We start from the raw sequence: 23,633 nt of genomic DNA, 5'->3' as shown, positions 1-23,633 counted from the left end.
AACGCCCTACCTGATCAGGCCGCGGCCGCGGGCCTCCCGGACCGCCGCCGTACGCGAGTCGACCCCCAACTTGGTGTAGATATGCACCAGGTGGGACTTCACCGTGGCCTGGCTCAGGTGCAGGCACTGGCTGACCTGCTGGTTGGTCAGCCCGTCGGCGACCAGCCCGAGGACTTCGGTCTCCCGGGCGCTGAGCGCCGCCGCGGGCGTCCGCATCCGTGCCAGCAGCCGGTCCGCGACGCTGGGCGCCAGCGCCGGGCGCCCGGCCGCGGCCGCCCGTACGGCCTGGGCCAGTTCCTCCGGCGGCGCGTCCTTGAGCAGGTACCCGGTGGCGCCGGCCTCCAGTGCGGGCAGGGTGTCGGCGTCGGTGTCGTAGGTGGTGACGACCAGCACCCGCGGCCCGCCCGCCCGGGCGGTGATCGCCGCGGTCGCCTGGGCGCCGTTCATCGCCGACCCAGGCCCGAACTGCAGGTCCATCAGCACCACGTCGACGCCCGCCCCGGCCGCCAGCTCGACGGCCCGCTCGGCGGTGGCCGCCTCGGCGACGATCACGAAGTCCGGCTCGCTCTCCAGCACGGCCCGCAGCCCGGCCCGCACCACCGGGTGGTCGTCCGCGATCAGCAGCCGGATCACGACGCCACCCCGGCATCCGGCACGCCCGGACCACCAGGACCACCAGGACCAGCCGGACCACCCTGGGCGGCCGGACCACCAGGACCACCCGAACCACCCGCAGCGGCCGGCACCGCCGGTCCGACCGGCAGCTGCACCGCCACCGCCGTCCCCTCCCCGGGCGCCGACTCCACCGTGAAGGTGCCGCCCAGCGCCCGGGCCCGGGCCCGCATCGACGGCAGGCCGAACCCACCGTCCCCGTCGGTGCGGACCGCGACCGCCGCCGGATCGAACCCGGCCCCGTCGTCGAACACGTCCAGCGCCACCTCGCCCTCCATGTAGCTGAGTGTCACTTCGGCCCGCGAGGCCTTCGCGTGCCGGACGGTGTTGCCGAGCGCCGACTGCGCGATCCGCAGCAGCGCGACCTCCTGCGCCGCCGGCAGCCGTACCGGGTCGCCGGAGACGTGCAGGTGGACGGGCAGCCCGCGGTGCGCCGTCGTGGTCGCGCAGAGCCGCTCCAGCGCGACCGGCAGCGGATCGCTCTCCAGCGCGGGCGGACTGAGCGCGCGGACGAACCGCCGGGCCTCGTCCAGGTTGTCCTGGGCGGCCTGCCGCGCCTGTTCGACGTACCCGGCGGCGACCTCGGTGCGCTCCGGCAGGGCCCGCTGGGCCGCCCTCAGCAGCAGTTGGATGGAGCTGAGGCTCTGCGCGAGGGTGTCGTGGATCTCCCGGGCGAGGCGTTCGCGTTCGGCCGTCACCCCGGCCGTGTGGTGGGCGGCGGCGAGGTCGGCGCGGGCGGCGGTGAGCTCGTCGATGAGCCGGCGCCGCTCCTCGCTCTCCCGGTAGAGCGCCTGGTAGCCGAGCACGGTGGCGGTGGCGACGGCCGCGCCGAGGGCGGGCCCGATCGACGCGGCGACGCTGAAGCTGTGCTGGTGCCAGGACCACGCCGCGATCGCCGCACCGGCGGTCAGGGCGACGGCCGCCGGCCCGCCGCGCCGCCCGAGCAGGTGCAGTTCCAGGAAGTACAGCGGGAACGCCAGCCAGACCCCGTCCTGGGTGGCGACCAGCAGGCCCGCCCAGGTGGCGCCGAGCAGCGCCAGCCAGAGCGCCGCCGCCCGGCGCGAGCGGCGGACGGCGGCGAGCTGCGGGCCGACGGCGTAGACGGCGCCCATCGCGGTGGCCGCGGCGGCGACGGCCGCCGGGTCCCCGCCGTGGCCGGCGAACACGGCCCGGGCGACGGCGAGCACGAGCAGGCCCGCCACGAGCAGGTGCAGGCAGACCTGGAGGACGCGGGCGACGGGGGTGGTTCGTGATCGTTCGGTCGCCATCCCTCCAGCCTAAGCTCCGCCCGCGGGGCCCGGCATCAATCAAAAGGTTGAACTCCGGCTCTGCCCTTCGATGCCCAGGGTGCAATCCCCCGCTCGATGCCCGGGGGCACGGCGATCCACGACAGTGGGAGCGTCGGAGTCCAGTGGTCCGGCACCCCACCCGCCCAGAGGAAGGCTCACCGTGTTCGTCGCCTGGAGGGACCTGAGGTTCGCCAAGGGGCGGTTCGCCCTGATGGGGACCGTCATCGTCCTGATCACCGTCCTGGTCGGCCTGCTGTCCGGACTGACCGCCGGCCTCGGCCGCCAGAACATCTCGGCGATCACCGGCCTGCCCGCCGACCACCTGGTGTTCTCCAAGCCCGCCGACGGACAGCAGCTGTCCTTCACCGACTCCCAGGTGACCCCCGAGCAGTGGCAGGCCTGGGCCCGCGAGCCCGGCGTCACCTCCGCCCAGCCGCTCGGCATCACCACCACCAAGGCCGCCGCGGGCACCCGCACCGCCGCGCTCTCCGCCTTCGGCGTCCCGGACGGCTCCGGACTGGCCCCGCAGGGCACCCTGATCGGACCCGGCCGGGCGGTGCTGTCGAAGACCGCCGCCGAGGACCTGGGCGGGCTCGCCCCCGGCGCCGACGTCACCCTGGCCGGGCACCACCTCAGCGTGGCCGCCGTCGACGGCGACGCCGCCTTCAGCCACACCCCGGTGATCTGGACCAGCCTCACCGACTGGCAGCAGTTCGCCCCCGGCGGCACCGGCCACGCCACCGTCATCGCGCTCACCACGGCCGGGGGCGCAGACCTCGCCGCCGCCGACACCCGCCAGGGCACCGTGACCCGCACCCGGGACGACGCCCTCGCCGCGATCGGCTCCTACACCTCGGAGAACGGCTCCCTGCAACTGATGCGCGGCTTCCTGTTCGCCATCTCGGCGCTGGTGATCGGCGCGTTCTTCACCGTCTGGACGATCCAGCGCAGCGGCGACGTCGCCGTCCTCAAGGCCCTCGGCGCCTCCACCCGCTACCTGCTGCGCGACGCGCTCGGCCAGGCCGTCCTGCTGCTGGTGCTCGGCACCCTGCTGGGCACGGCGATCGCGGCCGGCTTCGGCGCGCTGATCGGCTCCGCCGTCCCCTTCGTCCTGGACGCCCCGACCGTCCTGCTGCCCGCCGTCGTCATGATCGCCCTCGGCGCCGTCGGCGCGGCCCTGTCCATCCGCCGGATCACCTCCGTCGACCCGCTGACCGCCCTGGGGAGCGCCCGATGAGTCTGACCCTCGACCGCATCACCCTCACCTACCCCGACGGCGACGGCCGGCTCACCGCCCTGGACGACGTCTCGCTGACCGTTCCCGACGGCACCCTCACCGCCGTCGTCGGCCCGTCCGGCTCCGGCAAGTCCAGCCTGCTGGCGGTCGCCGCGACCCTGATCACCCCGGACTCCGGCCGCGTCGTCGTCGACGGCACCGACACCACCGGCCTCAGCCGGGCCGAGCTCACGGCGCTGCGCCGCACGAAGATCGGCATCGTCTTCCAGCAGGCCAACCTGCTGCCCTCGCTGACCGCGGCCGAGCAGCTCCAGGTGATGGCCCACCTCGACGGCCGCTCCCCGCGCGAGGCCCACGCCCGCGCCCTGGAGCTGCTGGACGCCGTCGGCCTGCGCGACCAGGCCGCCCGCCGCCCGCACCAGCTCTCCGGCGGCCAGCGCCAGCGCGTCAACATCGCCCGCGCCCTGATGAACGACCCCACGGTCCTGCTGGTCGACGAACCCACCAGCGCCCTGGACCACGAGCGCGGCGCCGCCGTCCTCGACCTGATCACCGAACTCACCCACCGCCGCGCGACCGCGACCGTCCTGGTCACCCACGACCGCACGCACCTCACGGCCGTGGACCGGATCGCCGAGGTCCACGACGGCCGCCTGACCCTGCCCGCCGCGGTCGCCTAGCGCAGCAGGTCGGCCACCTCCAGGACCACCGCCGGCCCGGGCAGCACGACCACCTGCCCGGGCCGGTGCACCACCCGCTCCCGGTACGCGCCGTCCGCGGGCTCGGTCAGCACCAGCACCCGCCGATCGACGCGGTCCGCGACCACATAGGCCGGCACCCCGGCCAGCGCGTACGCGGCCGGCTTCCTGGTGAGGTCACTGCACAGCGGCGCCGAGGTCACCTCCAGCACCAGATCGACAGATCCGGCATCGCGAAGTCATCAGGCCCGGTGGGAAGCCAGATCGCGAGCCGCTGGATCGGCCAAGGGTCCCTGTCGACCATCCCGGCCCGGAAGCAGGCGGCCATCACATCCGTGAGGATCTCCGCGTGGCGCCCGTCCGGCAACGGCTCGACGGACACCTCACCGCCCAGCACCTCCACGCGGTGCTTGGGGAACCGCTCGAAGAGGGCCTCGGCCATGCCGAGCACGGAATCCGGCACTACTTCTTGGCAGTCAGCACGTCGTCGACCGCGAGTGTCACCAATGCGCCGATCGACTCCGGCAGCGTGAACGACTGCCCCGGATGATGGACGGCGTGCACCTTGTACTCACCGTCCTGCGGATCGGTGAGCACCATGACCCGCTGGTTCGTCCGATCCACGATCACGTAGACCGGCACTCCGGCGGCCGCATAGGCTGCGGGCTTCTTCTTCAGGTCGTCCCCGAACTTGGAGGACGTCACCTCCAGCACCAGCCGAAAGACCGCCGGATCGTAGCAGTTGTACTCGATCAACCGATCGTCACTGTCCGCGTCGAGAATCGCGAGATCCGGAACCGCAAAGTCCGACGGGCCGCCCGGCAGCCAAATACCGAGGTTCTGGTGGACCTCGGTGTCCCCGTCGTCGAGACCGGCGGCGAACAGCAGACGCATGAACTTGCTCAGCGATCGGCTGTGCTTGAGGTTCGGTGGCGGCGTCACGGTGATCTCGCTCCCGATGATCTCGACCCGGTAGCCGGGGAGCTGGTGGGAGATCAGCTCAGCGGCTTCGAGCAGCGTCATCCGCTCGAAGGGCTCTTCCACTGCTGCGGCGGACATGGAGTTCCTCCTGGCTGCCGGTGTCGAGACCATCATCGTAGAGCCCGGGCGCCCCCCGACGCCCGATCCGCCGCATTCACCCCATCGGGTGGTTTAGCCCCTAGCGAGCCCGCAGTCGCAGCGCCGGGCGCTCCGGCTCCACCGCCTCGTCCTGCCCCGCCCACAGCGAGCGGACGTGGCTGAGGTGCCGGCTCATGCAGGCCTCGGCCGCCTCCGCGTCGCCGGAGATCATCAGGTCGAGCAGCTCCAGGTGCTCCTCGGCCGAGGACACCAGCTCGCCGCGCTCGTCGAGCCGGTTGAGCCCGTACAGCCGGGAGCGCTTGCGCAGGTCGCCCACCACGTCCACGAGCCGGGCGTTGCCGGCGAGGCCGAGCAGGTCGAGGTGGAACTGCCGGTCGGCCTCCAGGTAGCCGATCAGGTCGTGCTTGCGGGCGGCGGCGACGATCGCCTCGGCCTGCGGGCGCAGCCGCTCCAGCTGCTCCCCGGTGGCGGTGCGGGTGACCCGGCCGACGGTCGGGACCTCGATCAGGGCGCGGATCTCGGTGTAGTCGTCGAGGTCGCGCTCGGTGAGTTCGGTGACCCGGAAGCCCTTGTTGCGGACGGCCTCGACCAGGCCCTCGCGGGCGAGGTCGAGCATGGCCTCGCGGACCGGGGTGGCGGAGACGCCGAAGTCGGCGGCGAGGGCGGGCGCGGAGTAGACGACGCCGGGGCGCAGTTCGCCGGAGATCAGGGCCGCCCGGAGCGCGTGAGCGACCTGGTCGCGAAGCCGCTCCTGGACGGAGATCAAGGTGCGGGGTTTGAGGTCGGCCATGGTGTTCCTCCGGGTGGGTGCAGAACACCAGTGTACAATGTCACGTTACGTTGAGTATGCAACATTCCACGGCCCGCGCAACCCGTCAGCCGCCGAAAGCCATGGTGGCAGCGGCCGTCGGCCGTGACAACGGCCGACGGCACACGATCTGCCACCGCACGCAGGGCTACGCCCGGCGGAACTGCCCGACGAGAGCCGTCAGACTCTGCGCCCCGTTCCCGGCCTCGACGCCCCGACGGAACGCCTCCGCGAGCACCGCCGGCAGCGCGTCGTCCACGCCGGAGGCCTCCGCGGTGTGCCGCACGTGCTCGACACTGGCGAGCGCCATCGCGATCCGGTCGACCTCCCCGGCGTGGTTCCCGGCGGCGATCCGCGGCGCGTAGAAGGCCTGGAAGCCGGGCATCGAGGCCGCGGTCGAGCTCAGGTACGGCAGGAACTCCTCGGCCGAGAGGCCGTTGGCCTCGGCGATCGCGGTGGCGTGCAGGTAGCCGACCATCGAGGTCCAGAACAGGTCCATCTGGATCTGGTAGTACAGCTGGGCCAGTCCGGGGTCGTCACCCCGGTAGTCCGCGCCGGTGAGCACCTCCAGCGCGGCGCGGTGGCGCTGGAACAGCTCGACCGGGCCGCTGTAGAAGGTGGACGACTCGGGGCTGCCGATCCCCGACGGGGGCGTCTGCACCCCGCCGGTCAGGTGCCCGGCGCCGCGCTCGGCCAGCCGGCGGGCGGCCTCCCGGGCCCGGGCCGGGGTGTCCGAGCTGAGGTTGACGACGGCCTTCCCCTTCAGCGCGGGCTCCGCCGACTCCAGCACCGCGAACACCGCGTCGTAGTCGGTGAGGCTGAGCACCACGAGTTCGTTGGCCGCCACCGCCGCCTCCGCGCTCGCGGCCGGTACGGCGCCCCGGGCCACCAGACCGTCGGCCCGCCCGGCGGTCCGGTTCCACACCGTGACGGCGTATCCGGCGTCCAGGTACGCCCCGGCCATGGCCTGCCCCATCGGGCCGAGTCCGATCACCGTCACGGAACGGTTCCGCTCGACGGACATGGGAATCCCCCTTCGCTAGAATGAACGCTCTATTCAGAACGGCGGAGCCGACGCTAGCACAGGAGTGGAACGAACGCTCTACTCAGAATCTCCGCTAGGATCGCCCCGTGAAGACGCCCACTCCGCCCGGGAAGACACCCGAGACGACACTCGACAGGACGCCGGAGAAGTCACCCGGGAAGACGGCCGCCCTCGGCACCCGCACGCGGATCGTCCGGGCCACCTCCCGGCTGCTCCAGCGCCAGGGGTACGAGGGCACGGGCATCAAGCAGATCTCCCGCGAGGCCCAGGCCACCCTCGGCTCCGTCTACCACTTCTTCCCGGGCGGCAAGCAGGAGTTGGCCGCCGAGGCGATCCGGCACGGGGACGAGGAGTTCGCCGTCCTGCTGCGCACCGGACTGGACTCCTCGACCGACCTGGGCGAGGCGATGACCGCCTGCACCCGGCTGCTCGCCACCGAACTGCGCGCCTCCGACTGGCAGGACGGCTGCCCGGTCACCACCACCGCCCTGGAGACGGTCGGCCGGGTGCCGGTGATCGAGGAGGCGGTGACCGCGGCTTTCGCCAACTGGCGGGCCATCGTGGCGGATCGGCTGCGCGGGGCGGGCATCGGCGAGGAGGACGCCCGCGAACTGGCCGGCACCGTCGTCAACACCCTCGAAGGCGCCGAACTCTCGGCCCAGGTCGCCCGCAGCGAGGAGCCCCTGCTGGTCGCCGGCCGCCACCTGGCCCGCCTGCTCGCGACCTACGCCTGAGCACCGCCCGCCCCCGGCCACCCGACCACGCCGGAAGGGCGACGGCACCGGACGTCGCGACCGCGCCCGGACACACGAAGGAGCCGGCCCGGCGGGGGATCCCTTCCCGCCGGGCCGACTCCGGCTCGACCACTCCCGACCCACACCAGGAGCAACGGACTTGGGCCTCGAAATCGCCCTGTACGACGGCCGCCCGGACAACGGCCGGACCGCCGCCCTGCTGCACCTCTCCCTCGACCACGGCGACGCCCTCGCCGAGGCCCTGGCCGAGCACGGCCGCCCGTCCGATCGCCGGCTCGGCCGGATCGACTTGTACGCCGACACCCACCTCAACGAGCAGGACGCGGCCGCCGCCTTCGAGGAGGCCACCGCCCTGCTCGCGCGCTGCACCACCGAGGCGCAGCGCGCGGCCGTCCGGGACCTTCGCACCATGCTCGCCAACTGCGCTTCCATTCCGGGGAGTTGGCTCTGCCTGATCGGCGACTGAGCTCGCCGGACCCAAGCCCGGAGCCCCACCGGGAACCCCGTCGGCCCCAAGCCCGGAGCCCCGCCGGGCCCACGCCCGGGCCGCGCCGGGCGCACGCTTCGGGCCCGGCCCGGGCCTGCTCGTCCAGCGCGATGCCCACCCACGGGCTGCGCCCCGGAGCCGGTGCCGGCCCTCAGTCCGCCGACGCGACGGCCGCGGCCGTCGCCAGGCCGGCGGCGATCAGCCGGGCCGGCGCCGGCAGACCCAGGGTGAGGACCTGCGGCCAGCGCCGGACCAGCAGCTGCGCACCGAGGCCCCCGGCGAGGAGGAACAGCGGGACCAGGATCACCGCCTGGATCCTCCCCCCTCCAGGTACGCCCCGGCCAGGCCGCCGGCCAGCAGCGCCGCGCCCGCCACGGTCAGCAGTCCGATCCGGAACATCAGGGCCCACGGAGTGGCCCGCGGTTCGGTTCCCCCTGCCCTGCGACAGGCGCGCACAGCCCACGCCGCGCGCTGATCCGACGCGAATCGTCGGACACGCCCTACGACCGCCGGTACACCTCCGTCGCGACCGCCAGGTCCTCCCAGCCCATGCCGACGCTCTTGAAGAACCGCGGCCGCGCCGTCGGCACCGGCGCGTCGCCGCGCACCAGCTCGGCCAGGTTCCACAGCTGCCGCCCGGCCACGCCCGCCATCAGCAGGTCCCCGGCCTCCCGGGTCGCGACCGACCGCGCCTCCACGTACAGCTCGGCACGCCCGACCAGCGCCTCGTCCACCTCCCGGGCGTCCGGTTCGTGCGAGCCGACCGCCGCCACCGCCGCGTGCGCCGGCACCAGCGCACCGTCGAACAGCGGCGTGCGGGCCGTGGTGCAGCAGACCACCAGGTCCGCCTCCCCGACCGCCTCCGGCCCGCCGGCGGCCGCCGCGAGCCCGAGCCCCCGCCCGTACGTCACCAGCGCCCCGGCCCGCTCGGCGTCGCGCGCGACGACGGTGAGCCGGCGCAGCGGCCGGATCGCCGCCAGCGCGTCCAGGTGCCCGTACGCCTGCGGCCCGGAGCCGAACAGCACCAGGTGCTCCGCCTCCGGCACCGCCAGTCGCCGCAGCGCAGCGGCGGTGACGGCCGGCGTGCGCAGCGCGGTGAGCGCGGCGCCGTCGAGCAGGGCGAGCGGCTGCAGGGTCGGCCCGTCCAGCAGCAGGTAGCTGCCGGTGATCCGGGGCAGCCCGCGCCCGGAGTTGGCGGGCGCCACCCCGGCGATCTTGACGCCCGCGTACGGTCCGGCGGCGGCCGGCATCAGCAGCAGTTCTCCGGCCGGCACCGGGACGGCCGACCGGGCGGGTGCCGCCTCCGGGTCGAACCCGTCCAGCAGCACCCGCTCGATCGCCCCCACCGCGTCGGCGGGCCCGACTCCGCCGGTGCCCGGTACGGCGTACTGGAGCGGCACAACCGCCGTACCGGGTACTGCGGTTGGCCTCACAGCAGGAACCCCGTTCCCAGCTCGTCCTCCGGCTCCAGTACGAAGCCGTGTTCACCGGTGCGGTGGGCCGTCCCGCCGACCTCGGTGACGACGCCCCCGGCCAGCGGGTCACCGCCGGGGAGCACCCGGCCGGTGAACACGGTGCCGATGATCGACTCGTGCCGCAGCGGTTCTCCGGCCACCAGCCGCCCCTCGGCGGCGAGCACGGCGAGCCGGGCCGAGGTGCCGGAGCCGCAGGGCGAACGGTCGATCTGCCCGTCCGCGAAGACGGTGACGTTCCGCTGGGTCAACACGCCGTCCGTATCGGGGAGTTCCTCGAAGAGGATCACCCCGTACACCCCGGACAGCCGGGGGTCGTCGGGGTGCGCCACCGCCGCCGAGTCCGCCAGCGCTGCCCGGATCTCCCGTCCCAGAGCGGTGAGTTCGGGCCGCTGCGCCGGTTCCACGGCCAGCCCCAGGGACGCGGCGGGCAGCGAGGCGTAGCAGGCTCCGGAGTGCGCCACCGCGACCTCGACCGTGCCGCGCGAGGTCTCCACCGGCAGCTTGAGCGCGCTCACCCGGGTGGGCACGTTGCGGAAGGTCACCCCGGTGGTGCGTCCGCCGGTCCGGTGCACCAGCGCGGTGACCCGGCCGGAGGGCACGTCGATCCGCACCCGGGCCACGCCGTCGGCGGGGGCCGCGACCAGTCCGGAGTCCACCGCCCACGCGCCGAGCGCGATGGTGCCGTGCCCGCAGGCCGTCGAGTAGCCGTCCTTGTGCCAGAAGAGCACGCCGAGGTGCGCCTCGTCGTCGTCCGGCGGCACCAGGAACCCGCCGTACATCCCGGCGTGGCCGCGCGGCTCGCGGGTGAGCAGCCGCCGGACGTCGTCCAGCGCGCTGGGCCGGGGCGCCGTGGCGGTGCCGCCGGCGCCGAGCGCGATGGCCCGCCGTTCGGCCACGGTGTCGCCGGGGATGACCGGTGCGCCGTCCAGCACGATCCGGAACGGCTCGCCGGCGGTGTGGTAGTCCACGGTCCGCACGAACATCAGAGCGCACCTCCGGCCGGCAGCACGCTGACCGTGCGGCTGACGGTGTAGAAGTCCAGGGCCGCCCGGCCCTGTTCGCGCTCGCCGTGGCTCGCGCCCTTGGCCCCGCCGAAGGGCAGGTGGAAGTCGACGCCGCTGGACGGCGCGTTCACCCGGATCATGCCCGCGTCCAATCGGTCGGCGGCGGCCAGCGCCACGTCCAGGCTGCGGGTGTGCACCGAGGTGGCGAGGCTGTGCGGGGTGTCGTTGGCGAGCGCGATCGCCTCGTCCAGGTCGGCCACGGCGTGCAGCACGGCGATCGGGCCGAAGAACTCCTCACGGGCCAGCGGGTGTTCGGCGGGCACGTCGGCGAGCAGGGTCGGCTCGACGTACCAGCCGGCCCGCTCGGGCACCCGGCCGCCGGTGAGCACGCTCGCCCCGGCCTCGACCGCCGAGCCGACGGCGCCGGTCAGCCGGTCCCGCGCGGCGGAGTTGACCACCGGGCCGCACACCGTGTCGTCGACCGCCGCCAACGCCTTGACCAGGGCCTCGCGCAGCGGCTCGTAGGCCTCGCCGACCGCGATCACCCGGCTGGTGGCCGTGCACTTCTGCCCGGCGTACCCGGCGATGGCGGCCGCGATGTGCCCGGCGGCCTGTGCGATGTCCGCGTCGGGCAGCACCAACGCGGCGTTCAGGCCTCCGAGTTCGGCCTGCACCGGCACCCCTCGCCCGGTCGCCGCTCGCACCACGGCCCGGCCGACGCCGGTCGAGCCGGTGAACGACACCACGTCCACCGCGTCGACCAGCGCCGCGCCCTCCTCCGCCCCGCCGGGCACCACGGTGAACACGTCCTCGGGCAGCCCGGCGCCGCGGGCCAGCTCCGCCAGCCGCAGCGCGCAGGCGGTCGCCTCCGGCGCCGGCTTGAGCACCGCCGTGTTGCCGACCGCCAGCGCCGGCGCGGCCTTCCAACTCGGGATCGCCAGCGGGAAGTTCCACGGCGCGATCAGCCCGGCCACCCCGTACGGCCGGCGCCGGGTGAGCAGCAGCCCGGGCCCGGCGGCGGTCTCGTGCACCTCACCGGAGGGCGCGTACGGCGCCTGCGCGTAGTAGCGCCAGATCGCCGCGGTCCGGGCGACCTCGCCGCGGGCCTCGGCGAGCGGCTTGCCGACCTCGCGCACGATCAGCGCGGCCAGCTCCTCCGCGTGCGCCTCGACCGCGTCTGCGATCCGGCCGAGCGCCGCCGACCGGGCGCCGGCCCCGGCCGCAAGCCAGTCCGCCTGCGCCGCCCTGGCCGGCCCGACGGCGGCCCGCACGGCCTCGGCTCCGGGCTCCTCCACGGCGACCACGAGGTCGGCGGGATCGGCGGGGTTGTACGAGGTGATGGTCACGACTGGCAGCCCTTCGAAGGAGTTTCGGAGCAGGTGGCGCGCCCGCCACGGGAGCGGCAGGCCCGCCGCCGGTGGCATCGGGCCGAGCCGATGCGAAGCGGGCCCGATGCGGGCCGAGCCCGATGCGGAGCGGCCCCGATGCGGAGCGGGCCCGATGCGGGCCGAGCCCGATGCGGAGCGGGCCCGGGAGGGGAACCGTCGGACCCGCCCTACAACAGGAACCCCGCCGGGAACGGGTCGCTCGGGTCGAGGAAGTACTGGGCGGTGCCGGTCACCCAGGCCCGCCCGGTGACGGTGGGCACCACCGCGGGCCGCCCGGCCACCTCCGCCCCCTCGACCAGCCGCCCGATGAAGGTGGTGCCGATGAAGGAGTCGTTGCGGAAGTCCTGCCCGAGCGGCAGCTCGCCGCGCGCGTGCAGCTGGGCCATCCGGGCCGAGGTGCCGGTGCCGCAGGGCGAGCGGTCGAACCAACCGGGGTGGATGGCCATCGCGTGCCGGGAGTGCTCGGCGGTGGAGCCGGGGGCGAGCAGCTGCACGTGGTGGCAGCTGTGGATGGACGGGTCCTCCGGGTGCACCGGCCGGTCGGGGCCCGCGTTGATCGCGTCCATCATGGCGAGCCCGGCGTCCAGGATCTCCTGCTTGCGCTCGCGCTCGAAGGGCAGCCCGAACTCGGCGAGCGGCAGGATGGCGTAGAAGTTGCCGCCGTACGCGAGGTCGTAGGTCACCGTGCCGTAGCCGGGCACCTCGATCTTCCGGTCCAGCGCGACGGCGTAGGAGGGCACGTTGCGGATGGTCACCGCCGTGGCGGCGCCGTCCTCGACCTTCACCTCGGCGACCACCAGCCCGGCCGGGGTGTCCAGCCGTACGGTGGTGACCGGTTCGACCACCGGGACCATGCCGGTCTCGACCAGGACGGTGGCGACTCCGATGGTCCCGTGCCCGCACATCGGCAGCAGCCCGGAGACCTCGATGTAGAGCACGCCGAAGTCCGCGTCCGGCCGGGTCGGCGGCTGCAGGATGGCGCCGCTCATCGCCGCGTGACCGCGGGGCTCGTACATCAGCAGGGTGCGGAAGTGGTCCAGGTGCTGCTGGAAGTGCACCCGGCGCTCGGCCATGGTGGCGCCGGGGATGACGCCGAAGCCGCCGGTGATCACCCGGGTCGGCATGCCCTCGGTGTGCGAGTCGACGGCGTGGAACACGTGACGGCTGCGCATGGGTCACAACTCCCGTACTGGTCGTGGTGGTCGGGGGGCCGGCGGAGGGGTGGCGGCCGGTGGTCCGGCGGGGTCCGGGCCGGCTGCCGCCGCAGCCGGCCCGGAGGTCGGGGGCTACCGGGTCACGCCAGGCCCTCGGCCAGCGCCTTCTCGGTGGCCGCGCGCACGGCCGCCTCGACCTCCGGGGTGAGCGGCTGCCGCGGCGCCCGGACCGGACCGCCGGGGCGGCCGGCGATGTCCATGGAGAGCTTGATGGCCTGGACGAACTCGGTCTTGGAGTCCCAGCGCAGCAGCGAGTGCAGCGCCTTGTACAGCGGCAGGGCGGTGTCCAGGTCGTGCTTGACGGCGGCGTCGTAGAGCGCCACCGAGGCCTCCGGCAGCGCGTTGGGGTAGCCGGCGATCCAGCCGACGGCGCCCGCCAGCGCGAGCTCCAGCAGCACGTCGTCGGCGCCGATCAGCAGGTCCAGCCCGGGCGCCAGCTCGGCGATCTCGTAGGCCCGGCGGACGTCGCCGCTGAACTCCTTGACGGCGACGATCGAGCCCTCGGCGTGCAGCTCGGCCAGCAGCGCGGGGACGAGGTCCACCTTGGTGTCGATCGGGTTGTTGTACGCGACGATCGGCAGGCCCGCCTTGGCGACCTCGGCGTAGTGCGCGCGCACCGAGGCGTGGTCGGCCCGGTAGGCGTTCGGCGGCAGCAGCAGGACGGAGCCGGCGCCGGCCTCGGCGGCCTGCTCGGCCCAGCGGCGGGATTCGGCGCTGCCGTACGCGGCCACCCCGGGCATGACCCGGGAGCCGTCGCCGGCCGCCTCGACCGCCACCTCGACCACTCGGGAGCGCTCCTCGGCGGTGAGCGTCTGGTACTCGCCCAGCGAGCCGTTGGGGACGACGCCCTCGCAGCCGGAGTCGATCAGCCAGCGGACGTGCTCGGCGTAGGCGTCGTAGTCGACGGAGTGGTCCGGGCGCAGCGGGATCGTGGTGGCGACCATGATGCCGCGCCAGGGACGGGCGGTGTCGTGCGGGGTGATGGACACGGTGGACTCCTTGGTGAGGTGTGACATTTTATAGGTGCGGGCGGGCCGGAGACAAGGTCCCCGGCCCGCCGGTTCGTCGACGGGCCCGTTCACGACTCCCGGGCGGACTCTGCCGGGGCCTCCGGGGGCAGCCCCTGGGGCGACTCCGGGGCCGGCCCCGCCATCAGCTGCGCGAGCGGCACCGGACACCCCAGCGGCCGCCGGTCTGCCCCGGGCTCACCCGGGCCGGCCAGGCAGGCCACGGCCGGACCGCACATCCGGCCCTGGCACCACCCCATCCCGGCCCGGGTGAGCAGCTTGACGGTGCGCGGGTCGCCCGCGCCCAGTTCGTCCACGGCCTCCCGGATCGCCGCCACCGACACCTCCTCGCACCGGCAGACGTCGGTGTCCGGGCGCAGCCACCCGGTCCACCCCGGTCCCGGCCGGTGGGCGGCGGCCATCAGCTCGGCGAAGGCCCGCAGCCGCGAGCGGCGGCGCAGCAGCGCGGCCGGCGGCAGCGCCCCGGCCACCGCGTGCGCGGCCAACTCGCCCTCGGCGAGCGCCAGATCGGCGCCGCCGACGCCGTTGGTCTCGCCCGCCGACCAGAGGCCCGGCACGCTGGTGCGCAGCCGGGCGTCGACCTCCAGCGCGACCGCGCCGTCCGGCCCGGTGCGGGTCCGCGCGCCCAGCTCGGTGGCCAGGTCGATCTGCGGCAGCAGCCCGTGGCCGACGGCGAGGGCGTCGCAGTCGATCCGCCGCTCGGTGCCGGGCACCGGCCGCCAGTCGGCGTCCAGCCGGGCCACCGTCACGCCGGTGACCCGGTCCGTCCCGTGCGCCTCGACCACGGCGCTGCGCGGGCGCAGCCGTACGCCGTGCCGCAGCAGCGCTCCGCCGTGCCCGGCGCCCTCGACCAGCTTCGCGGGGACGCCCGCGAGCACGCCCGGCCGCCGGGCGTACCCGAGGTAGGCGGTGGCCTCGACCACCGCGGGGACCTCGGCGCCGGCGGTGACCAGCGAGGAGGCCGCCGCCAGCAGCAGCGGCCCGCTCCCGGCGACCACGATCCGCCGCCCGGGCAGCACCAGCCCGGCCTTGAGCATGGCCTGGGCGCCGCCCGCGGTGACCACACCGGGCAGGGTCCAGCCGGGGAACGGCAGCTGCCGCTCGTACGCACCGGTGGCGAGCAGCACCGACCGGGCCCGGACGGTGGCCCGGTCGGTGCTCTCCGGTCCGCGGGTCACGTGCACCGCGAAGCCGTCGCCGGTGCGCTCCAGCGCCCAGACCTGGTGCCCGCCCCGGAAGGCGGCCCGCCCGGCCCGTTCGTGGACGGTGAGCCGGTCGGCGAGGCCGGTGTAGGCGGACCAGTGGTGGTGCAGCCGGTCCGGACGGGCCGCACCGAGGCCGGGCGCCGGGTGGCGGTAGTACTGCCCGCCGGTGCTCGGCCCGCCGTCCAGCAGGACGCAGCGCTGCCCGAGGTCGGCGGCGGTGACGGCGGCGGCGAGCCCGGCCGGGCCGGCCCCGATCACCGCGAGGTCGAAGGACGAGGTCTCAGACGGCGAGTTCGGCACGGCCGTGACCCTCCTGGGTGGTGACGGTGGTGCCCGGCTCAGCCGGGAGCAGGCAGGTGCGCTGGTTGGGCCGGCCGTCCACGACGGCCAGGCAGTCGAAGCAGCTGCCGATCCCGCAGAACGCCCCGCGGGGCTTCCCGCCGACCCGGGTGGTGCGCCAGGCGAGCACGCCGTCGGCCCAGAGCGCGGCGGCGATCGACTGCCCGGGCAGCGCCGGGACGGGCCGTCCGTCGAACTCGATGTGGTGGGCGGGCCCGGGCTCGGCCTCGACCAGCCCGGCGGGGGTGCGGCGGCGCATCGGCGGCGTCTCCAATCCAGGACGGAACATCAGCGGAATCTCGTACGAGGCCCTCGCGGGCGCGCGTTCCTGCGGGGCGGGCGTTCCTGCGGCGCGAGCGCTCGTGCCATGCCGGGCGCGCACGCGGGGCGGGCACTCATCCGACCGGGAACCGGTCCGCGCGGAACGGCGCGAGGTCCAGCTCGGGCTGCTTCCCGGCCAGCTGCTCGCTGATCAGCAGTCCGGTCGCCGGCGCCAGCCCGATGCCGGCCCCCTCGTGCCCGCAGGCGTGGTACAGCCCGGGCGCCCGGGGGTCCGCGCCGATGGCGGGCAGGTGGTCCGGCAGGTACGGGCGGAAGCCCCGGTAGGCGCGCAGCACGCTGACGTCCGCGAGCACCGGGAAGAGTGCCGCGGCCTGGCCGGCCAGCCGGCGCAGCACCTCCTGGGAGAGCGTGCGGTCGAAGCCGACCCGCTCGCGGCTGGCGCCGATCAGCACCGGCCCGCCCGGGGTGCCCTCGACCACGGCGGAGGTCTCCAGTCCGGCCGAGCCGCTGGCCACGTTGGCCACGTAGTCGGCGGCGTAGACCTTGTGCCGGACGATCCGCGGCAGCGGCTCGGTGACCAGCACGAAGCCGCGCCGGGGCATCACCGGCAGCTGCACCCCGGCGAGCGCGGCCAGCTCGCCGCCCCAGGTGCCGGCCGCGTTCACCACGGCGGGCGCGGCCAGCCGGCGGCGGTCGGTCCGCACCCCGCGCACGGCGCCGTCGGGCCCCCGGTCGACCGCCGTCACGGTCTCCCCGGTGATCAGCTCGGCGCCGGCCCGACGGGCCTCGCGCAGCAGGTGGGCGGCGGCCAGGGCGGGCTGGACCTGGGCGTCCTGGGGGTAGTGGAAGCCGCCGGCCAGACCGGGCGCGAGGTGCGGCTCCAGCTCGTGCAGCCGCTCGCCGGGCACCTCTTCGGCGGCCACCCCGGCGGCGCGCTGCCCGGCCGCGAAGGCGCGCAGCGCCTCCTGCCCGGCGGCGGTGGAGGCGACCACCACGCCGCCCTTGGGCTCGTACTCGACGGCCGCGCCGAGCTCCTCGGCGAGTTCGCGCCAGAGCCGGATGCTGAGCAGGGCGAGGTCGAGTTCGGGCCCGGGCTCCTTGTCGGAGACCAGCAGGTTGCCCTCGCCCGCACCGGTGGTCCCGCCGGCCACCGGGCCGCGGTCCACGACGGCGACGGCGAGCCCGGCGCGGGCGGCGTAGTAGGCGCAGGCGGCGCCGACCACACCGGCGCCGACCACGACGACGTCCAGAGGAGGTCTCTCGGGGGTCTTCAGCACGCCAGTAATATGTCACATGCCATCCACCCTGCCAAGACCGCCCCACCGAAACCCCGGCACCACCCCACCGGAACCCCGCGACGCCCCCGACCAGCGGAAAGCCCCGGTCCGTCGCCCAGAAGCGACGGACCGGGGCTCCCTCCGGGCCTACCGGCTCAGGTGATGTCGTCCATCTGCTCGTGGCGCGAAGCCGGCACCGGGGCACTGCTCGCGGTCGGCGCCGCCGAGGCGTGCACGGCCTCCGCGCCGGCCACCGGCTGGACGGACAGGTCCAGGTGCGAGGCCTCCTCGTCGTCCAGCAGCGCGTCCGGGTTGCGGCGCGCCTTCCGCTTGTCGAAGAAGAGGGCGAGCAGCACCGCGACGAAGTACAGCCCCCAGATCGGCGCGGCCAGCAGCAGCATGCTGACCGGGTCCGCGCTCGGGGTGGCGAACGCGGCGAACACCGTGATGCCCATGACCATGCCGCGCCACCAGCCGAGCAGCCGCTTGCCGCTCACGATGCCGACCAGGTTCAGCATCACCAGCAGCAGCGGGAACTCGAAGGCCAGGCCGAAGACCAGCACCATCCGGGTGGCGATGTCGAAGTAGTCGTCCGGCGGCAGGATCGGCACCGTGTCGGTCGGGCTGAACGAGATCAGCATCGCGACCGTGGTCGGCATCACCATGAACGCGCAGCCCACACCGGCGAGGAACAGCGGGGCACCGCAAGCCATGAAGATGACCGTGTACTTGCGCTCGTGCTTGTGCAGACCGGGTGCGACGAAGGACCACAGCTGGTAGAGCCAGACCGGGACGGCGCAGACCACGCCGGCCGTCAGCGCGACCTTCAGCATCCAGTTGAAACCGGCGGTGAGGCCGACCGTCGAGACCTGCGCACAACGCCCGTGGTACTGCGCCGCGTTCGTCTTGTCGCATTGCGGGATCGGCTTCAGCAGCAGCGTCTCCAGCTGCTTGTGGAAGATCAGCGCGACGATCGTGAAGAGCACGATCGCCAGGACCGACTTGACCACGCGGTTGCGCAGTTCCCGCAGGTGGTCGGCGAGGGCCATCCGCCCCTCAGGATCCTTGGGCGCCTTCGACGCCTTGGAGAGCTTGCTCAACCCCGGTCCTCAACTCGTGCGTCGAGGCCCGCCGGTCGACGGGCCCCCATGGTCGCGTGCGTCACGTTCGCCGCACTCAGTACGGGCGCTCGCCGTCGGGCTCCGCCACCGGACGGGCCGTGCCCGAGGCGCCCGGAGCGGCCTGGATGGTCTTGCCCGCGGAACCCGCCGAACCGTTCGAACCGTCCACCGGTGCCTGGCCGGCCCGCGCCGACGGCTCGGCCTCGCCGTCCGTCCGCATCGCCTTGGCCTCGCTCTTCAGGATCCGCAGCGACTGCCCCAGCGACCGCGCCACCTCCGGCAGCCGCTTGGCTCCGAACAGCACGATGGCGAGGATCACGATCACCACGATCGCGGTCATCGAGATGCGCATGCGCGACCACCTTCAGTCATCGACGGCCCGTCGGAGCCGTCCGCTGCGGATGGTAACCGCTGCGGATGACGCCACGACGACGGCCGCCCGAACAGGACGGCGGCCCCCGGTAAGCGGTTCAGGAGCCACTGGAGAGCGTAACCCGCCCCTACCTCCGTGCAGCAGCCCCCGTACCGCCTACGACCGATCCGTGCTACGCCGCCCGCGTCCCCGGGCGCGGCACCGCGTCCGCCAGCTCCTCCGCCGCCGAGGCGAGCGCCCGGGCGGCCGTGTCCACGCCCTTGGCGAGGGCCCGCACGTCCAGCCAGAGCCGGATCGCGAGGACCCCGAGGACCAGCAGGCCCGCGGTGGCGAGCAGGACGGCGGCGACGAGCATCCAGGACATGCGCCCCACCCTATACGGGGTGCGGGTGCCCCATCCCTCGGCCGGGACGAGCCATCCCTCGGCCGGGAGGAGCCCTACCCCTCGGCCGGGAGGAGCCCTACCCCTCGGCCGGGACGAGCCGCATGGTGCGCACCCCGGCCCCCAGGAGCGCCTCGACGATCTTCTCCCCGGCCGGCTTGCGCACCGCCGCCCCGCACAGCGGGCAGCCGAAGCTGTAGTGCGCCTGGGCCGGGGTGCGACCGAGGGTCAGCCGGAACTCCTCGGCCGGCAGCTCCACCTTCTCCCGGCACTCCGAGCAGTACACCTTGAATCTGGTCCCCGGTTCCACCGCTCAGACCTGCCCCTCCCCGTAGGCGGCCAGCGCCTCCCGCGCGGCCGAGCGCGCCTGCTCGGCCAGTTCGGGCGGCGAGACGATCCGGCCGTCCCGGCCCAGCCGCAGCGCCAGCGGCCGCAGCTGGGAGGGGTCGGCGCTGCGCAGGGTGATCCGCAGCCCGCCGTCGGGCAGTTCCTCGGCCCGGTCGTGGGTGTAGTACTCGGCCACCCAGCGGCCGCCGGAGGAGACCTCGACGACCACCTCGGGGTCGTCCGCCGCCGGGTTGACCAGCCCGCCGCTCAGGTCGCGCGGCTCGCGCCGGGGCGGGTCGGCCGGGACGTCCAGGACGCGGATCTCGGCGACCCGGTCCAGCCGGAACATCCGGTGGTCCTCGGAGGTGCGGCACCAGGCCTCGAGGTAGGTGTGGCCCTCGGTGAGCAGCCGGATCGGGTCGACCTCGCGCTCGGTCATCCCGCCGCGCCCGTGCGAGTAGTAGCGCAGCCAGAGCCGGCGGCCCTCACTGAGCGCGCGGTCGATGTCGGCGAACACGTGGCTCTCCGCCTCGAAGGTCACGCCGACCCGGGCGCTGCCCTCGGCGCTCTCCCCCGCCGCGTTCTCGATCTTGGCGACGGCCCGGGTGAGCGCCTCCCGGTCGCCGGCCCGCAGCCCGGGCAGCCCGGCCACCGCGCGGGCGGCCACCAGCAGCGCGGTGGCCTCGTCGGCGGCCAGCCGCAGCGGCTGGGCCACGTCGTCGACGTTGTGCCACCAGATCCGCTCGCCGTCGGTGTCGATGTCCAGCAGGTCGCCGCCGCGGAAGCTGGTGCCGCACATCGGCAGCACGTTGAGATCGCCGATCAGCTCGCGCTCGCTGATCCCGAACGCCCGGGCCACCTCGGCGACCTCGGCCCCGGGCCGCTCGCGCAGGTAGGTGACCAGCGACAGCATCCGTCGCGTCTGGTCGATCGCATTGCTCATGCCCGCACATCCTCGATACCCGCGACCGCCCGCAGCCGGTCGACCACATCCGCCCGCAGTTCCTCCGGCCCGAGCACCAGCACGTCCGGCCCGAACTCCGCCAGGTCCGCGCCCAGCCCGTTGCCGTAGGGGATCTCCAGCTCGTCCCAGACCTCGTCGACCCGGGTGCTGCCGAGCGCCTTGGTGCGCAGCGGGAAGCCGGCGCCCCGGCGGACCCGCACGGTCGCGGTGGCGGTGGCGCCCTCCCCCGCGAACTTCGCCACGGTGGCCCGGACGTCCACGTGCTCGGGCACGGTGCCCAGGAAGGCCCCGTTCTTCGCCCGGACCTTCCCGGTGATCCGGCTGAGCCGGAACACCCGGGCGTCGCCGCGGTCGCGGTCGAACCCGGCCAGGTACCAGTGCCCGCGCCAGCACTCCAGCGCCCACGGCTCGACGCTGCGCTGTTCGACGGCGGCGGCACCGGCCTTGCGGTACTCGAAGGTGACCGGACGGCGGTCCCGGGCGGCGGTGAGCAGCGGCTCGAACGCGGCCTCCCGGGCGGGGATGCGCGGCTCCAGGGCGGTACGGCCCTCGGTCTCGGCGAAGGGCACCCCGGCCGCGCGCAGCTTCTGCAGCGCGCCGCTGGCCGCGCCGGACATCTTGGCCTGCTGCCAGACCCGGGCCGCCAGGGTCAGCGCGGCGGCCTCCTCGGCGTCCAGCGCGATCTCGGGCAGCCGGTTGCGGTCGGCGCGGGCCAGGTAGCCGAGCTCGCCGTCCAGGGCGCTCTCGTCGACGTCGATCACCAGGCCGAGTTCGCGCAGGTCGTCCTTGTCCCGCTCGAACATCCGGTTGAAGGCGTCCTCGCTGCTGCTCTGCCAGGCCTCGCGGTACGCCTCGATGGATTCCCGCAGCTCCTTCTTGGAGAGCGGACGTCTGGTGTTCATCAGGCACAGGGCGAGATTCATCAGCCGCTCTGCCTTGGCGATCGCCATCGCTGACCCTTCCGGTGTGCCGCGCCGCGCGCGGGGTGCGCCAACCGGGCGATCACCACCCGGCGGGACCGACCGTACCGGTAGCGGTACGCACTGCAAAAGCCGCGTCCCACGGCTGCGTCCCGCACCGCCCGGGAACGCCCGCGGGCCGGGCCCCCGGAGGGGTCCGGCCGCGGTCACGACGGGCTCCGAGCGGGAGGCTCAGACGCCCAGCAGGTCGACCACGAAGATCAGGGTCGAGCCCTTCGGGATCGCCGGGGTCGGCGACTGGTCGCCGTAGGCCAGGTGCGGCGGGATGGTCAGCTCGCGGCGGCCGCCGACCTTCATGCCCACGACGCCCTGGTCCCAGCCCTTGATGACGCGGCCGGCGCCCAGCGGGAACCTGAACTCGTTCGGGCTCCGGTTCCAGCTGGCGTCGAACTCCTCGCCGGTCTCGAAGGTCACGCCGACGTAGCGGACGCGGACGTTCTGACCCGGCTTGGCCTCGTCGCCGTCACCCACGACGATGTCGCGGATCTGCAGCTCCTTCGGGGCGTCGCCGATCGGGAAGTCGATCTCGGGCTTCTCGTTGAGGTTGGCGCTCACAGTCCCTCTTCTCACGTTTTCGCAGTGCGTTCACGACCAAGCGGCGGGCGCCCGCACCCGGTCCACCCGAACAAGGAGTACGGGAGGACCACCGTACGGGCGCCCGCCGCCCGTCCGGGTCCGGCCACGCGGCCGGACCCGGAGGTCATACGCAGACCATTGTCACCCGAAAGTGGATCAGCCCTGTCCCGCGTCCAGGATGTCCACCACGAACACCAGCGTCGCGCCGGGCGGGATGTCGCCCTGGCCCTTGTCGCCGTAGCCCAGCGAGGCCGGGATCACCAGCTCGACCCGGCTGCCCACGGTCTGGCCCTCCAGCCCCTGGTCCCAGCCCTGGATGACCTGGCCGCCGCCCACCGGGAAGGTGAACGCCTGGCCCTTGCTGAGCGAGGAGTCGAAGACCTTGCCGTCCTTGAACAGCGCGCCGGTGTACTGGACGACGACCTTCTCGCCCTTCTCCACCTTCGGCCCGGTGCCCTTGATCAGGACGTGGCTCTTCAGCTCGGTCGGGTCCTTGGCCCCGGGCACCGGGGTGATCTCGGCGGGCTTCTTGCCGTTGTCCTTGACCTGCGGGAAGTCCGCCGGCGGCGGGGTGACCGTGCCGCTGACGACCGCGTCCGGCGCGTTGGCGTTCCGGATGTCGATCACGAAGATCAGGTTGTCCTTGGGCCCGATCGACATGTCGGCCTTGCCCTGGGAGCCGAACGCGGCGGCCGGCGGGGCCACCACCAGCACCCGGCTGCCGGCCTTCTTCCCGACCACGGCCTGGTCCAGCGCCGGAATGAGCGAGTCCGTGCCGGCCTGGAAGATCTGCGGCTTGCCGTTGGCGTCGTACGAGCTCGGGATGTCCTTGCCGGTGTTCCAGTCCTTGGCGGTGTAGTCCACCGAGGTCCAGGAGTTCTTCTCCACCTTGGGGCCGGAGCCCTCGGAGAGCACCTTCACCACGAAGCTGCCGTCGGCCGCCTCGGTCGGCACCTGGATGTCGGCCTTCTTGCCGAAGTCCCCGGTGACGGTCGGCAGCACCTTCGCGCTGTCCTTGATCGGCGGCACCGGCTCGGCGCTGGGGGTGGGCGGCGCGGTCTTGGCCGCGTCCGGCTTGGCCGCGGAGGCGGCGTCCTTGCTGCCGCCGTCCTTGTTGACCATGTACAGCGTCACGGCGCTGCCGACCAGCAGCACGGCCAGCACCGTGCCGAGGATCACACCGAGCTTGCCGACACCGGGCGGGTTCTCGTCGTACCCGGCCTCGGAGGTCTCCGCGCGGCGCACGGTGGAGGCGAAGATCTGCGGGGCGTCGTCGGTCTTGGTCCCGCCCGGGACCGCCGGCCGTTCGCCGGGCACCGCCCAGCCGGCCTGCTGCTTCAGGATCGACGGCGGAACGACGATCGACTCGCCGTCTCCCGGAAGCGGTCCGCCGGGACGAGAGGCGGCCGGGTCACCCGCAGAGCTGTCGTTCGCCGCGGTGCCGGCCCCGCCCGGGCTCGGCGTCTTCTCAGTCATGACTCCCCATCCATCTCGCCACAGGTCTTCCAGGTCTGCGCCCGGCGTGCTGAGCGCCGGCCGGCCGTCGCACCGCCCGCCCCGGACCTCGGCGCCGGACGGCGCCTGCCACAGCGCGAGGGCAGTATGACAGCTCAGGATGAGGGCGGAC

General features: G+C 74.4%; 28 protein-coding genes. 4 read left to right on the top strand and 24 right to left on the bottom strand.

Going from position 1 to position 23,633, the window contains the following annotated elements:
• Positions 1 to 6: 6 nt before the first annotated feature.
• Positions 7 to 633, bottom strand: coding sequence for a response regulator transcription factor (locus tag ACZ6Y7_RS33845; RefSeq protein ID WP_465761771.1), 627 nt, complete (start codon positions 631 to 633; stop codon positions 7 to 9).
• A complete protein-coding gene (locus ACZ6Y7_RS33840) occupies positions 630 to 1,940 on the bottom strand; it encodes a sensor histidine kinase (protein ID WP_465761770.1) in 1,311 nt (436 codons plus the stop codon). The genes ACZ6Y7_RS33845 and ACZ6Y7_RS33840 overlap by 4 nt, the downstream gene beginning before the upstream one ends.
• 181 nt (positions 1,941 to 2,121) lie before the next feature.
• Between ACZ6Y7_RS33840 and ACZ6Y7_RS33835 the strand changes: the two genes are divergently transcribed.
• Together ACZ6Y7_RS33835 and ACZ6Y7_RS33830 are read left to right on the top strand one after the other, a co-directional pair.
• Positions 2,122 to 3,198: an ABC transporter permease gene (locus ACZ6Y7_RS33835; protein ID WP_465761769.1), complete on the top strand. Its 1,077-nt coding sequence runs from the start codon at positions 2,122 to 2,124 to the stop codon at positions 3,196 to 3,198.
• Positions 3,195 to 3,878 carry an ABC transporter ATP-binding protein gene (locus ACZ6Y7_RS33830; protein WP_465761768.1) on the top strand — a complete coding sequence of 228 codons (684 nt, stop codon included), beginning with the start codon at positions 3,195 to 3,197 and terminating at the stop codon, positions 3,876 to 3,878. The genes ACZ6Y7_RS33835 and ACZ6Y7_RS33830 overlap by 4 nt, the downstream gene beginning before the upstream one ends.
• Here the strand turns inward: ACZ6Y7_RS33830 and ACZ6Y7_RS33825 are convergent.
• From ACZ6Y7_RS33825 to ACZ6Y7_RS33805, 5 genes are all read right to left on the bottom strand, one after another.
• Complete coding sequence (locus ACZ6Y7_RS33825) at positions 3,875 to 4,099, bottom strand: Uma2 family endonuclease (RefSeq protein WP_465761767.1); 225 nt, start codon at positions 4,097 to 4,099, stop codon at positions 3,875 to 3,877. The genes ACZ6Y7_RS33830 and ACZ6Y7_RS33825 overlap by 4 nt on opposite strands.
• Positions 4,096 to 4,338: a hypothetical protein gene (locus tag ACZ6Y7_RS33820; protein ID WP_465761766.1), complete on the bottom strand. Its 243-nt coding sequence runs from the start codon at positions 4,336 to 4,338 to the stop codon at positions 4,096 to 4,098. Before ACZ6Y7_RS33820 ends, ACZ6Y7_RS33825 begins: the two co-directional genes overlap by 4 nt.
• 20 nt (positions 4,339 to 4,358) lie before the next feature.
• Positions 4,359 to 4,955 (bottom strand): Uma2 family endonuclease, encoded by a 597-nt coding sequence (locus tag ACZ6Y7_RS33815; protein ID WP_465761765.1) that lies wholly within the window; start codon positions 4,953 to 4,955, stop codon positions 4,359 to 4,361.
• 100 nt (positions 4,956 to 5,055) lie between these two features.
• Positions 5,056 to 5,766: a GntR family transcriptional regulator gene (locus ACZ6Y7_RS33810; protein ID WP_465761764.1), complete on the bottom strand. Its 711-nt coding sequence runs from the start codon at positions 5,764 to 5,766 to the stop codon at positions 5,056 to 5,058.
• Positions 5,767 to 5,932: 166 nt separating this feature from the next.
• Complete coding sequence (locus tag ACZ6Y7_RS33805) at positions 5,933 to 6,808, bottom strand: NAD(P)-dependent oxidoreductase (protein WP_465761763.1); 876 nt, start codon at positions 6,806 to 6,808, stop codon at positions 5,933 to 5,935.
• A gap of 209 nt (positions 6,809 to 7,017) precedes the next feature.
• Here ACZ6Y7_RS33805 and ACZ6Y7_RS33800 point away from each other — a divergent pair, with 209 nt between their 5' ends.
• Together ACZ6Y7_RS33800 and ACZ6Y7_RS33795 are read left to right on the top strand one after the other, a co-directional pair.
• Positions 7,018 to 7,563, top strand: a complete 546-nt coding sequence (locus ACZ6Y7_RS33800) for a TetR/AcrR family transcriptional regulator (protein ID WP_465761809.1) — start codon at positions 7,018 to 7,020, stop codon at positions 7,561 to 7,563.
• A gap of 160 nt (positions 7,564 to 7,723) precedes the next feature.
• On the top strand, positions 7,724 to 8,050 hold the full coding sequence (locus ACZ6Y7_RS33795; RefSeq protein WP_465761762.1) for a hypothetical protein: 327 nt from the start codon (positions 7,724 to 7,726) through the stop codon (positions 8,048 to 8,050).
• 172 nt (positions 8,051 to 8,222) lie between these two features.
• On the opposite strand, the gene ACZ6Y7_RS33790 is transcribed toward ACZ6Y7_RS33795, so the two are convergent.
• From ACZ6Y7_RS33790 to ACZ6Y7_RS33710, 17 genes are all read right to left on the bottom strand, one after another.
• Positions 8,223 to 8,378, bottom strand: a complete 156-nt coding sequence (locus tag ACZ6Y7_RS33790) for a hypothetical protein (protein ID WP_465761761.1) — start codon at positions 8,376 to 8,378, stop codon at positions 8,223 to 8,225.
• A gap of 193 nt (positions 8,379 to 8,571) precedes the next feature.
• A complete protein-coding gene (locus ACZ6Y7_RS33785; protein WP_465761760.1) occupies positions 8,572 to 9,471 on the bottom strand; it encodes an ornithine cyclodeaminase family protein in 900 nt (299 codons plus the stop codon).
• Between the two features lie 29 nt (positions 9,472 to 9,500).
• The gene (locus ACZ6Y7_RS33780) at positions 9,501 to 10,529 is read right to left on the bottom strand and encodes a proline racemase family protein (RefSeq protein ID WP_465761759.1); all 1,029 of its coding nucleotides are present in this window, start codon (positions 10,527 to 10,529) and stop codon (positions 9,501 to 9,503) included.
• The gene (locus tag ACZ6Y7_RS33775) at positions 10,529 to 11,896 is read right to left on the bottom strand and encodes an aldehyde dehydrogenase family protein (protein WP_465761758.1); all 1,368 of its coding nucleotides are present in this window, start codon (positions 11,894 to 11,896) and stop codon (positions 10,529 to 10,531) included. Before ACZ6Y7_RS33775 ends, ACZ6Y7_RS33780 begins: the two co-directional genes overlap by 1 nt.
• Positions 11,897 to 12,105: 209 nt before the next feature.
• Positions 12,106 to 13,110 carry a proline racemase family protein gene (locus ACZ6Y7_RS33770; protein WP_465761757.1) on the bottom strand — a complete coding sequence of 335 codons (1,005 nt, stop codon included), beginning with the start codon at positions 13,108 to 13,110 and terminating at the stop codon, positions 12,106 to 12,108.
• Positions 13,111 to 13,232: 122 nt separating this feature from the next.
• Positions 13,233 to 14,168 carry a dihydrodipicolinate synthase family protein gene (locus tag ACZ6Y7_RS33765; protein WP_465761756.1) on the bottom strand — a complete coding sequence of 312 codons (936 nt, stop codon included), beginning with the start codon at positions 14,166 to 14,168 and terminating at the stop codon, positions 13,233 to 13,235.
• A 62-nt stretch (positions 14,169 to 14,230) separates the two neighbouring features.
• A complete protein-coding gene (locus ACZ6Y7_RS33760) occupies positions 14,231 to 15,685 on the bottom strand; it encodes an FAD/NAD(P)-dependent oxidoreductase (protein WP_465761755.1) in 1,455 nt (484 codons plus the stop codon).
• On the bottom strand, positions 15,666 to 16,013 hold the full coding sequence (locus tag ACZ6Y7_RS33755) for a (2Fe-2S)-binding protein (RefSeq protein WP_465761754.1): 348 nt from the start codon (positions 16,011 to 16,013) through the stop codon (positions 15,666 to 15,668). Before ACZ6Y7_RS33755 ends, ACZ6Y7_RS33760 begins: the two co-directional genes overlap by 20 nt.
• A 106-nt stretch (positions 16,014 to 16,119) precedes the next feature.
• Positions 16,120 to 17,283 (bottom strand): NAD(P)/FAD-dependent oxidoreductase, encoded by a 1,164-nt coding sequence (locus ACZ6Y7_RS33750; RefSeq protein WP_465761753.1) that lies wholly within the window; start codon positions 17,281 to 17,283, stop codon positions 16,120 to 16,122.
• A gap of 155 nt (positions 17,284 to 17,438) precedes the next feature.
• A complete protein-coding gene (tatC, locus tag ACZ6Y7_RS33745; protein ID WP_465761808.1) occupies positions 17,439 to 18,332 on the bottom strand; it encodes a twin-arginine translocase subunit TatC in 894 nt (297 codons plus the stop codon).
• A 127-nt stretch (positions 18,333 to 18,459) separates the two neighbouring features.
• Positions 18,460 to 18,756 (bottom strand): Sec-independent protein translocase subunit TatA, encoded by a 297-nt coding sequence (tatA, locus tag ACZ6Y7_RS33740; RefSeq protein ID WP_465761752.1) that lies wholly within the window; start codon positions 18,754 to 18,756, stop codon positions 18,460 to 18,462.
• 193 nt (positions 18,757 to 18,949) lie between these two features.
• Complete coding sequence (locus tag ACZ6Y7_RS33735) at positions 18,950 to 19,141, bottom strand: hypothetical protein (RefSeq protein WP_465761751.1); 192 nt, start codon at positions 19,139 to 19,141, stop codon at positions 18,950 to 18,952.
• Between the two features lie 97 nt (positions 19,142 to 19,238).
• On the bottom strand, positions 19,239 to 19,469 hold the full coding sequence (locus tag ACZ6Y7_RS33730; protein ID WP_465761750.1) for a hypothetical protein: 231 nt from the start codon (positions 19,467 to 19,469) through the stop codon (positions 19,239 to 19,241).
• Between the two features lie 3 nt (positions 19,470 to 19,472).
• The gene (locus ACZ6Y7_RS33725) at positions 19,473 to 20,429 is read right to left on the bottom strand and encodes a helix-turn-helix transcriptional regulator (protein WP_316520336.1); all 957 of its coding nucleotides are present in this window, start codon (positions 20,427 to 20,429) and stop codon (positions 19,473 to 19,475) included.
• Positions 20,426 to 21,400, bottom strand: a complete 975-nt coding sequence (locus ACZ6Y7_RS33720) for a helix-turn-helix transcriptional regulator (protein WP_465761749.1) — start codon at positions 21,398 to 21,400, stop codon at positions 20,426 to 20,428. The genes ACZ6Y7_RS33725 and ACZ6Y7_RS33720 overlap by 4 nt, the downstream gene beginning before the upstream one ends.
• Before the next feature lie 201 nt (positions 21,401 to 21,601).
• Positions 21,602 to 21,985 carry an FKBP-type peptidyl-prolyl cis-trans isomerase gene (locus tag ACZ6Y7_RS33715; RefSeq protein ID WP_465761748.1) on the bottom strand — a complete coding sequence of 128 codons (384 nt, stop codon included), beginning with the start codon at positions 21,983 to 21,985 and terminating at the stop codon, positions 21,602 to 21,604.
• A gap of 177 nt (positions 21,986 to 22,162) precedes the next feature.
• On the bottom strand, positions 22,163 to 23,482 hold the full coding sequence (locus ACZ6Y7_RS33710) for an FKBP-type peptidyl-prolyl cis-trans isomerase (protein ID WP_465761747.1): 1,320 nt from the start codon (positions 23,480 to 23,482) through the stop codon (positions 22,163 to 22,165).
• Positions 23,483 to 23,633: the final 151 nt, after the last annotated feature.

This window comes from Kitasatospora sp. NPDC053308, from assembly GCF_055585785.1.
This window is presented reverse-complemented; position numbering and strand designations above follow the sequence as displayed.

What these genes read in the sequence shown, in the direction of transcription:
- ACZ6Y7_RS33815 (WP_465761765.1), bottom strand. Translation starts at nt 4,955, where the DNA reads ATGTCCGCCGCAGCAGTGGAAGAGCCCTTCGAGCGGATGACGCTGCTC.
- ACZ6Y7_RS33765 (WP_465761756.1), bottom strand. Translation starts at nt 14,168, where the DNA reads ATGTCACACCTCACCAAGGAGTCCACCGTGTCCATCACCCCGCACGAC.
- tatA (WP_465761752.1), bottom strand. Translation starts at nt 18,756, where the DNA reads ATGCGCATCTCGATGACCGCGATCGTGGTGATCGTGATCCTCGCCATC.
- ACZ6Y7_RS33720 (WP_465761749.1), bottom strand. Translation starts at nt 21,400, where the DNA reads ATGGCGATCGCCAAGGCAGAGCGGCTGATGAATCTCGCCCTGTGCCTG.
- ACZ6Y7_RS33810 (WP_465761764.1), bottom strand. Translation starts at nt 5,766, where the DNA reads ATGGCCGACCTCAAACCCCGCACCTTGATCTCCGTCCAGGAGCGGCTT.
- ACZ6Y7_RS33755 (WP_465761754.1), bottom strand. Translation starts at nt 16,013, where the DNA reads ATGTTCCGTCCTGGATTGGAGACGCCGCCGATGCGCCGCCGCACCCCC.
- ACZ6Y7_RS33820 (WP_465761766.1), bottom strand. Translation starts at nt 4,338, where the DNA reads ATGGCCGAGGCCCTCTTCGAGCGGTTCCCCAAGCACCGCGTGGAGGTG.
- ACZ6Y7_RS33830 (WP_465761768.1), top strand. Translation starts at nt 3,195, where the DNA reads ATGAGTCTGACCCTCGACCGCATCACCCTCACCTACCCCGACGGCGAC.
- ACZ6Y7_RS33770 (WP_465761757.1), bottom strand. Translation starts at nt 13,110, where the DNA reads ATGCGCAGCCGTCACGTGTTCCACGCCGTCGACTCGCACACCGAGGGC.
- tatC (WP_465761808.1), bottom strand. Translation starts at nt 18,332, where the DNA reads ATGGCCCTCGCCGACCACCTGCGGGAACTGCGCAACCGCGTGGTCAAG.
- ACZ6Y7_RS33725 (WP_316520336.1), bottom strand. Translation starts at nt 20,429, where the DNA reads ATGAGCAATGCGATCGACCAGACGCGACGGATGCTGTCGCTGGTCACC.
- ACZ6Y7_RS33840 (WP_465761770.1), bottom strand. Translation starts at nt 1,940, where the DNA reads ATGGCGACCGAACGATCACGAACCACCCCCGTCGCCCGCGTCCTCCAG.
- ACZ6Y7_RS33735 (WP_465761751.1), bottom strand. Translation starts at nt 19,141, where the DNA reads ATGTCCTGGATGCTCGTCGCCGCCGTCCTGCTCGCCACCGCGGGCCTG.
- ACZ6Y7_RS33710 (WP_465761747.1), bottom strand. Translation starts at nt 23,482, where the DNA reads ATGACTGAGAAGACGCCGAGCCCGGGCGGGGCCGGCACCGCGGCGAAC.
- ACZ6Y7_RS33805 (WP_465761763.1), bottom strand. Translation starts at nt 6,808, where the DNA reads ATGTCCGTCGAGCGGAACCGTTCCGTGACGGTGATCGGACTCGGCCCG.
- ACZ6Y7_RS33780 (WP_465761759.1), bottom strand. Translation starts at nt 10,529, where the DNA reads ATGTTCGTGCGGACCGTGGACTACCACACCGCCGGCGAGCCGTTCCGG.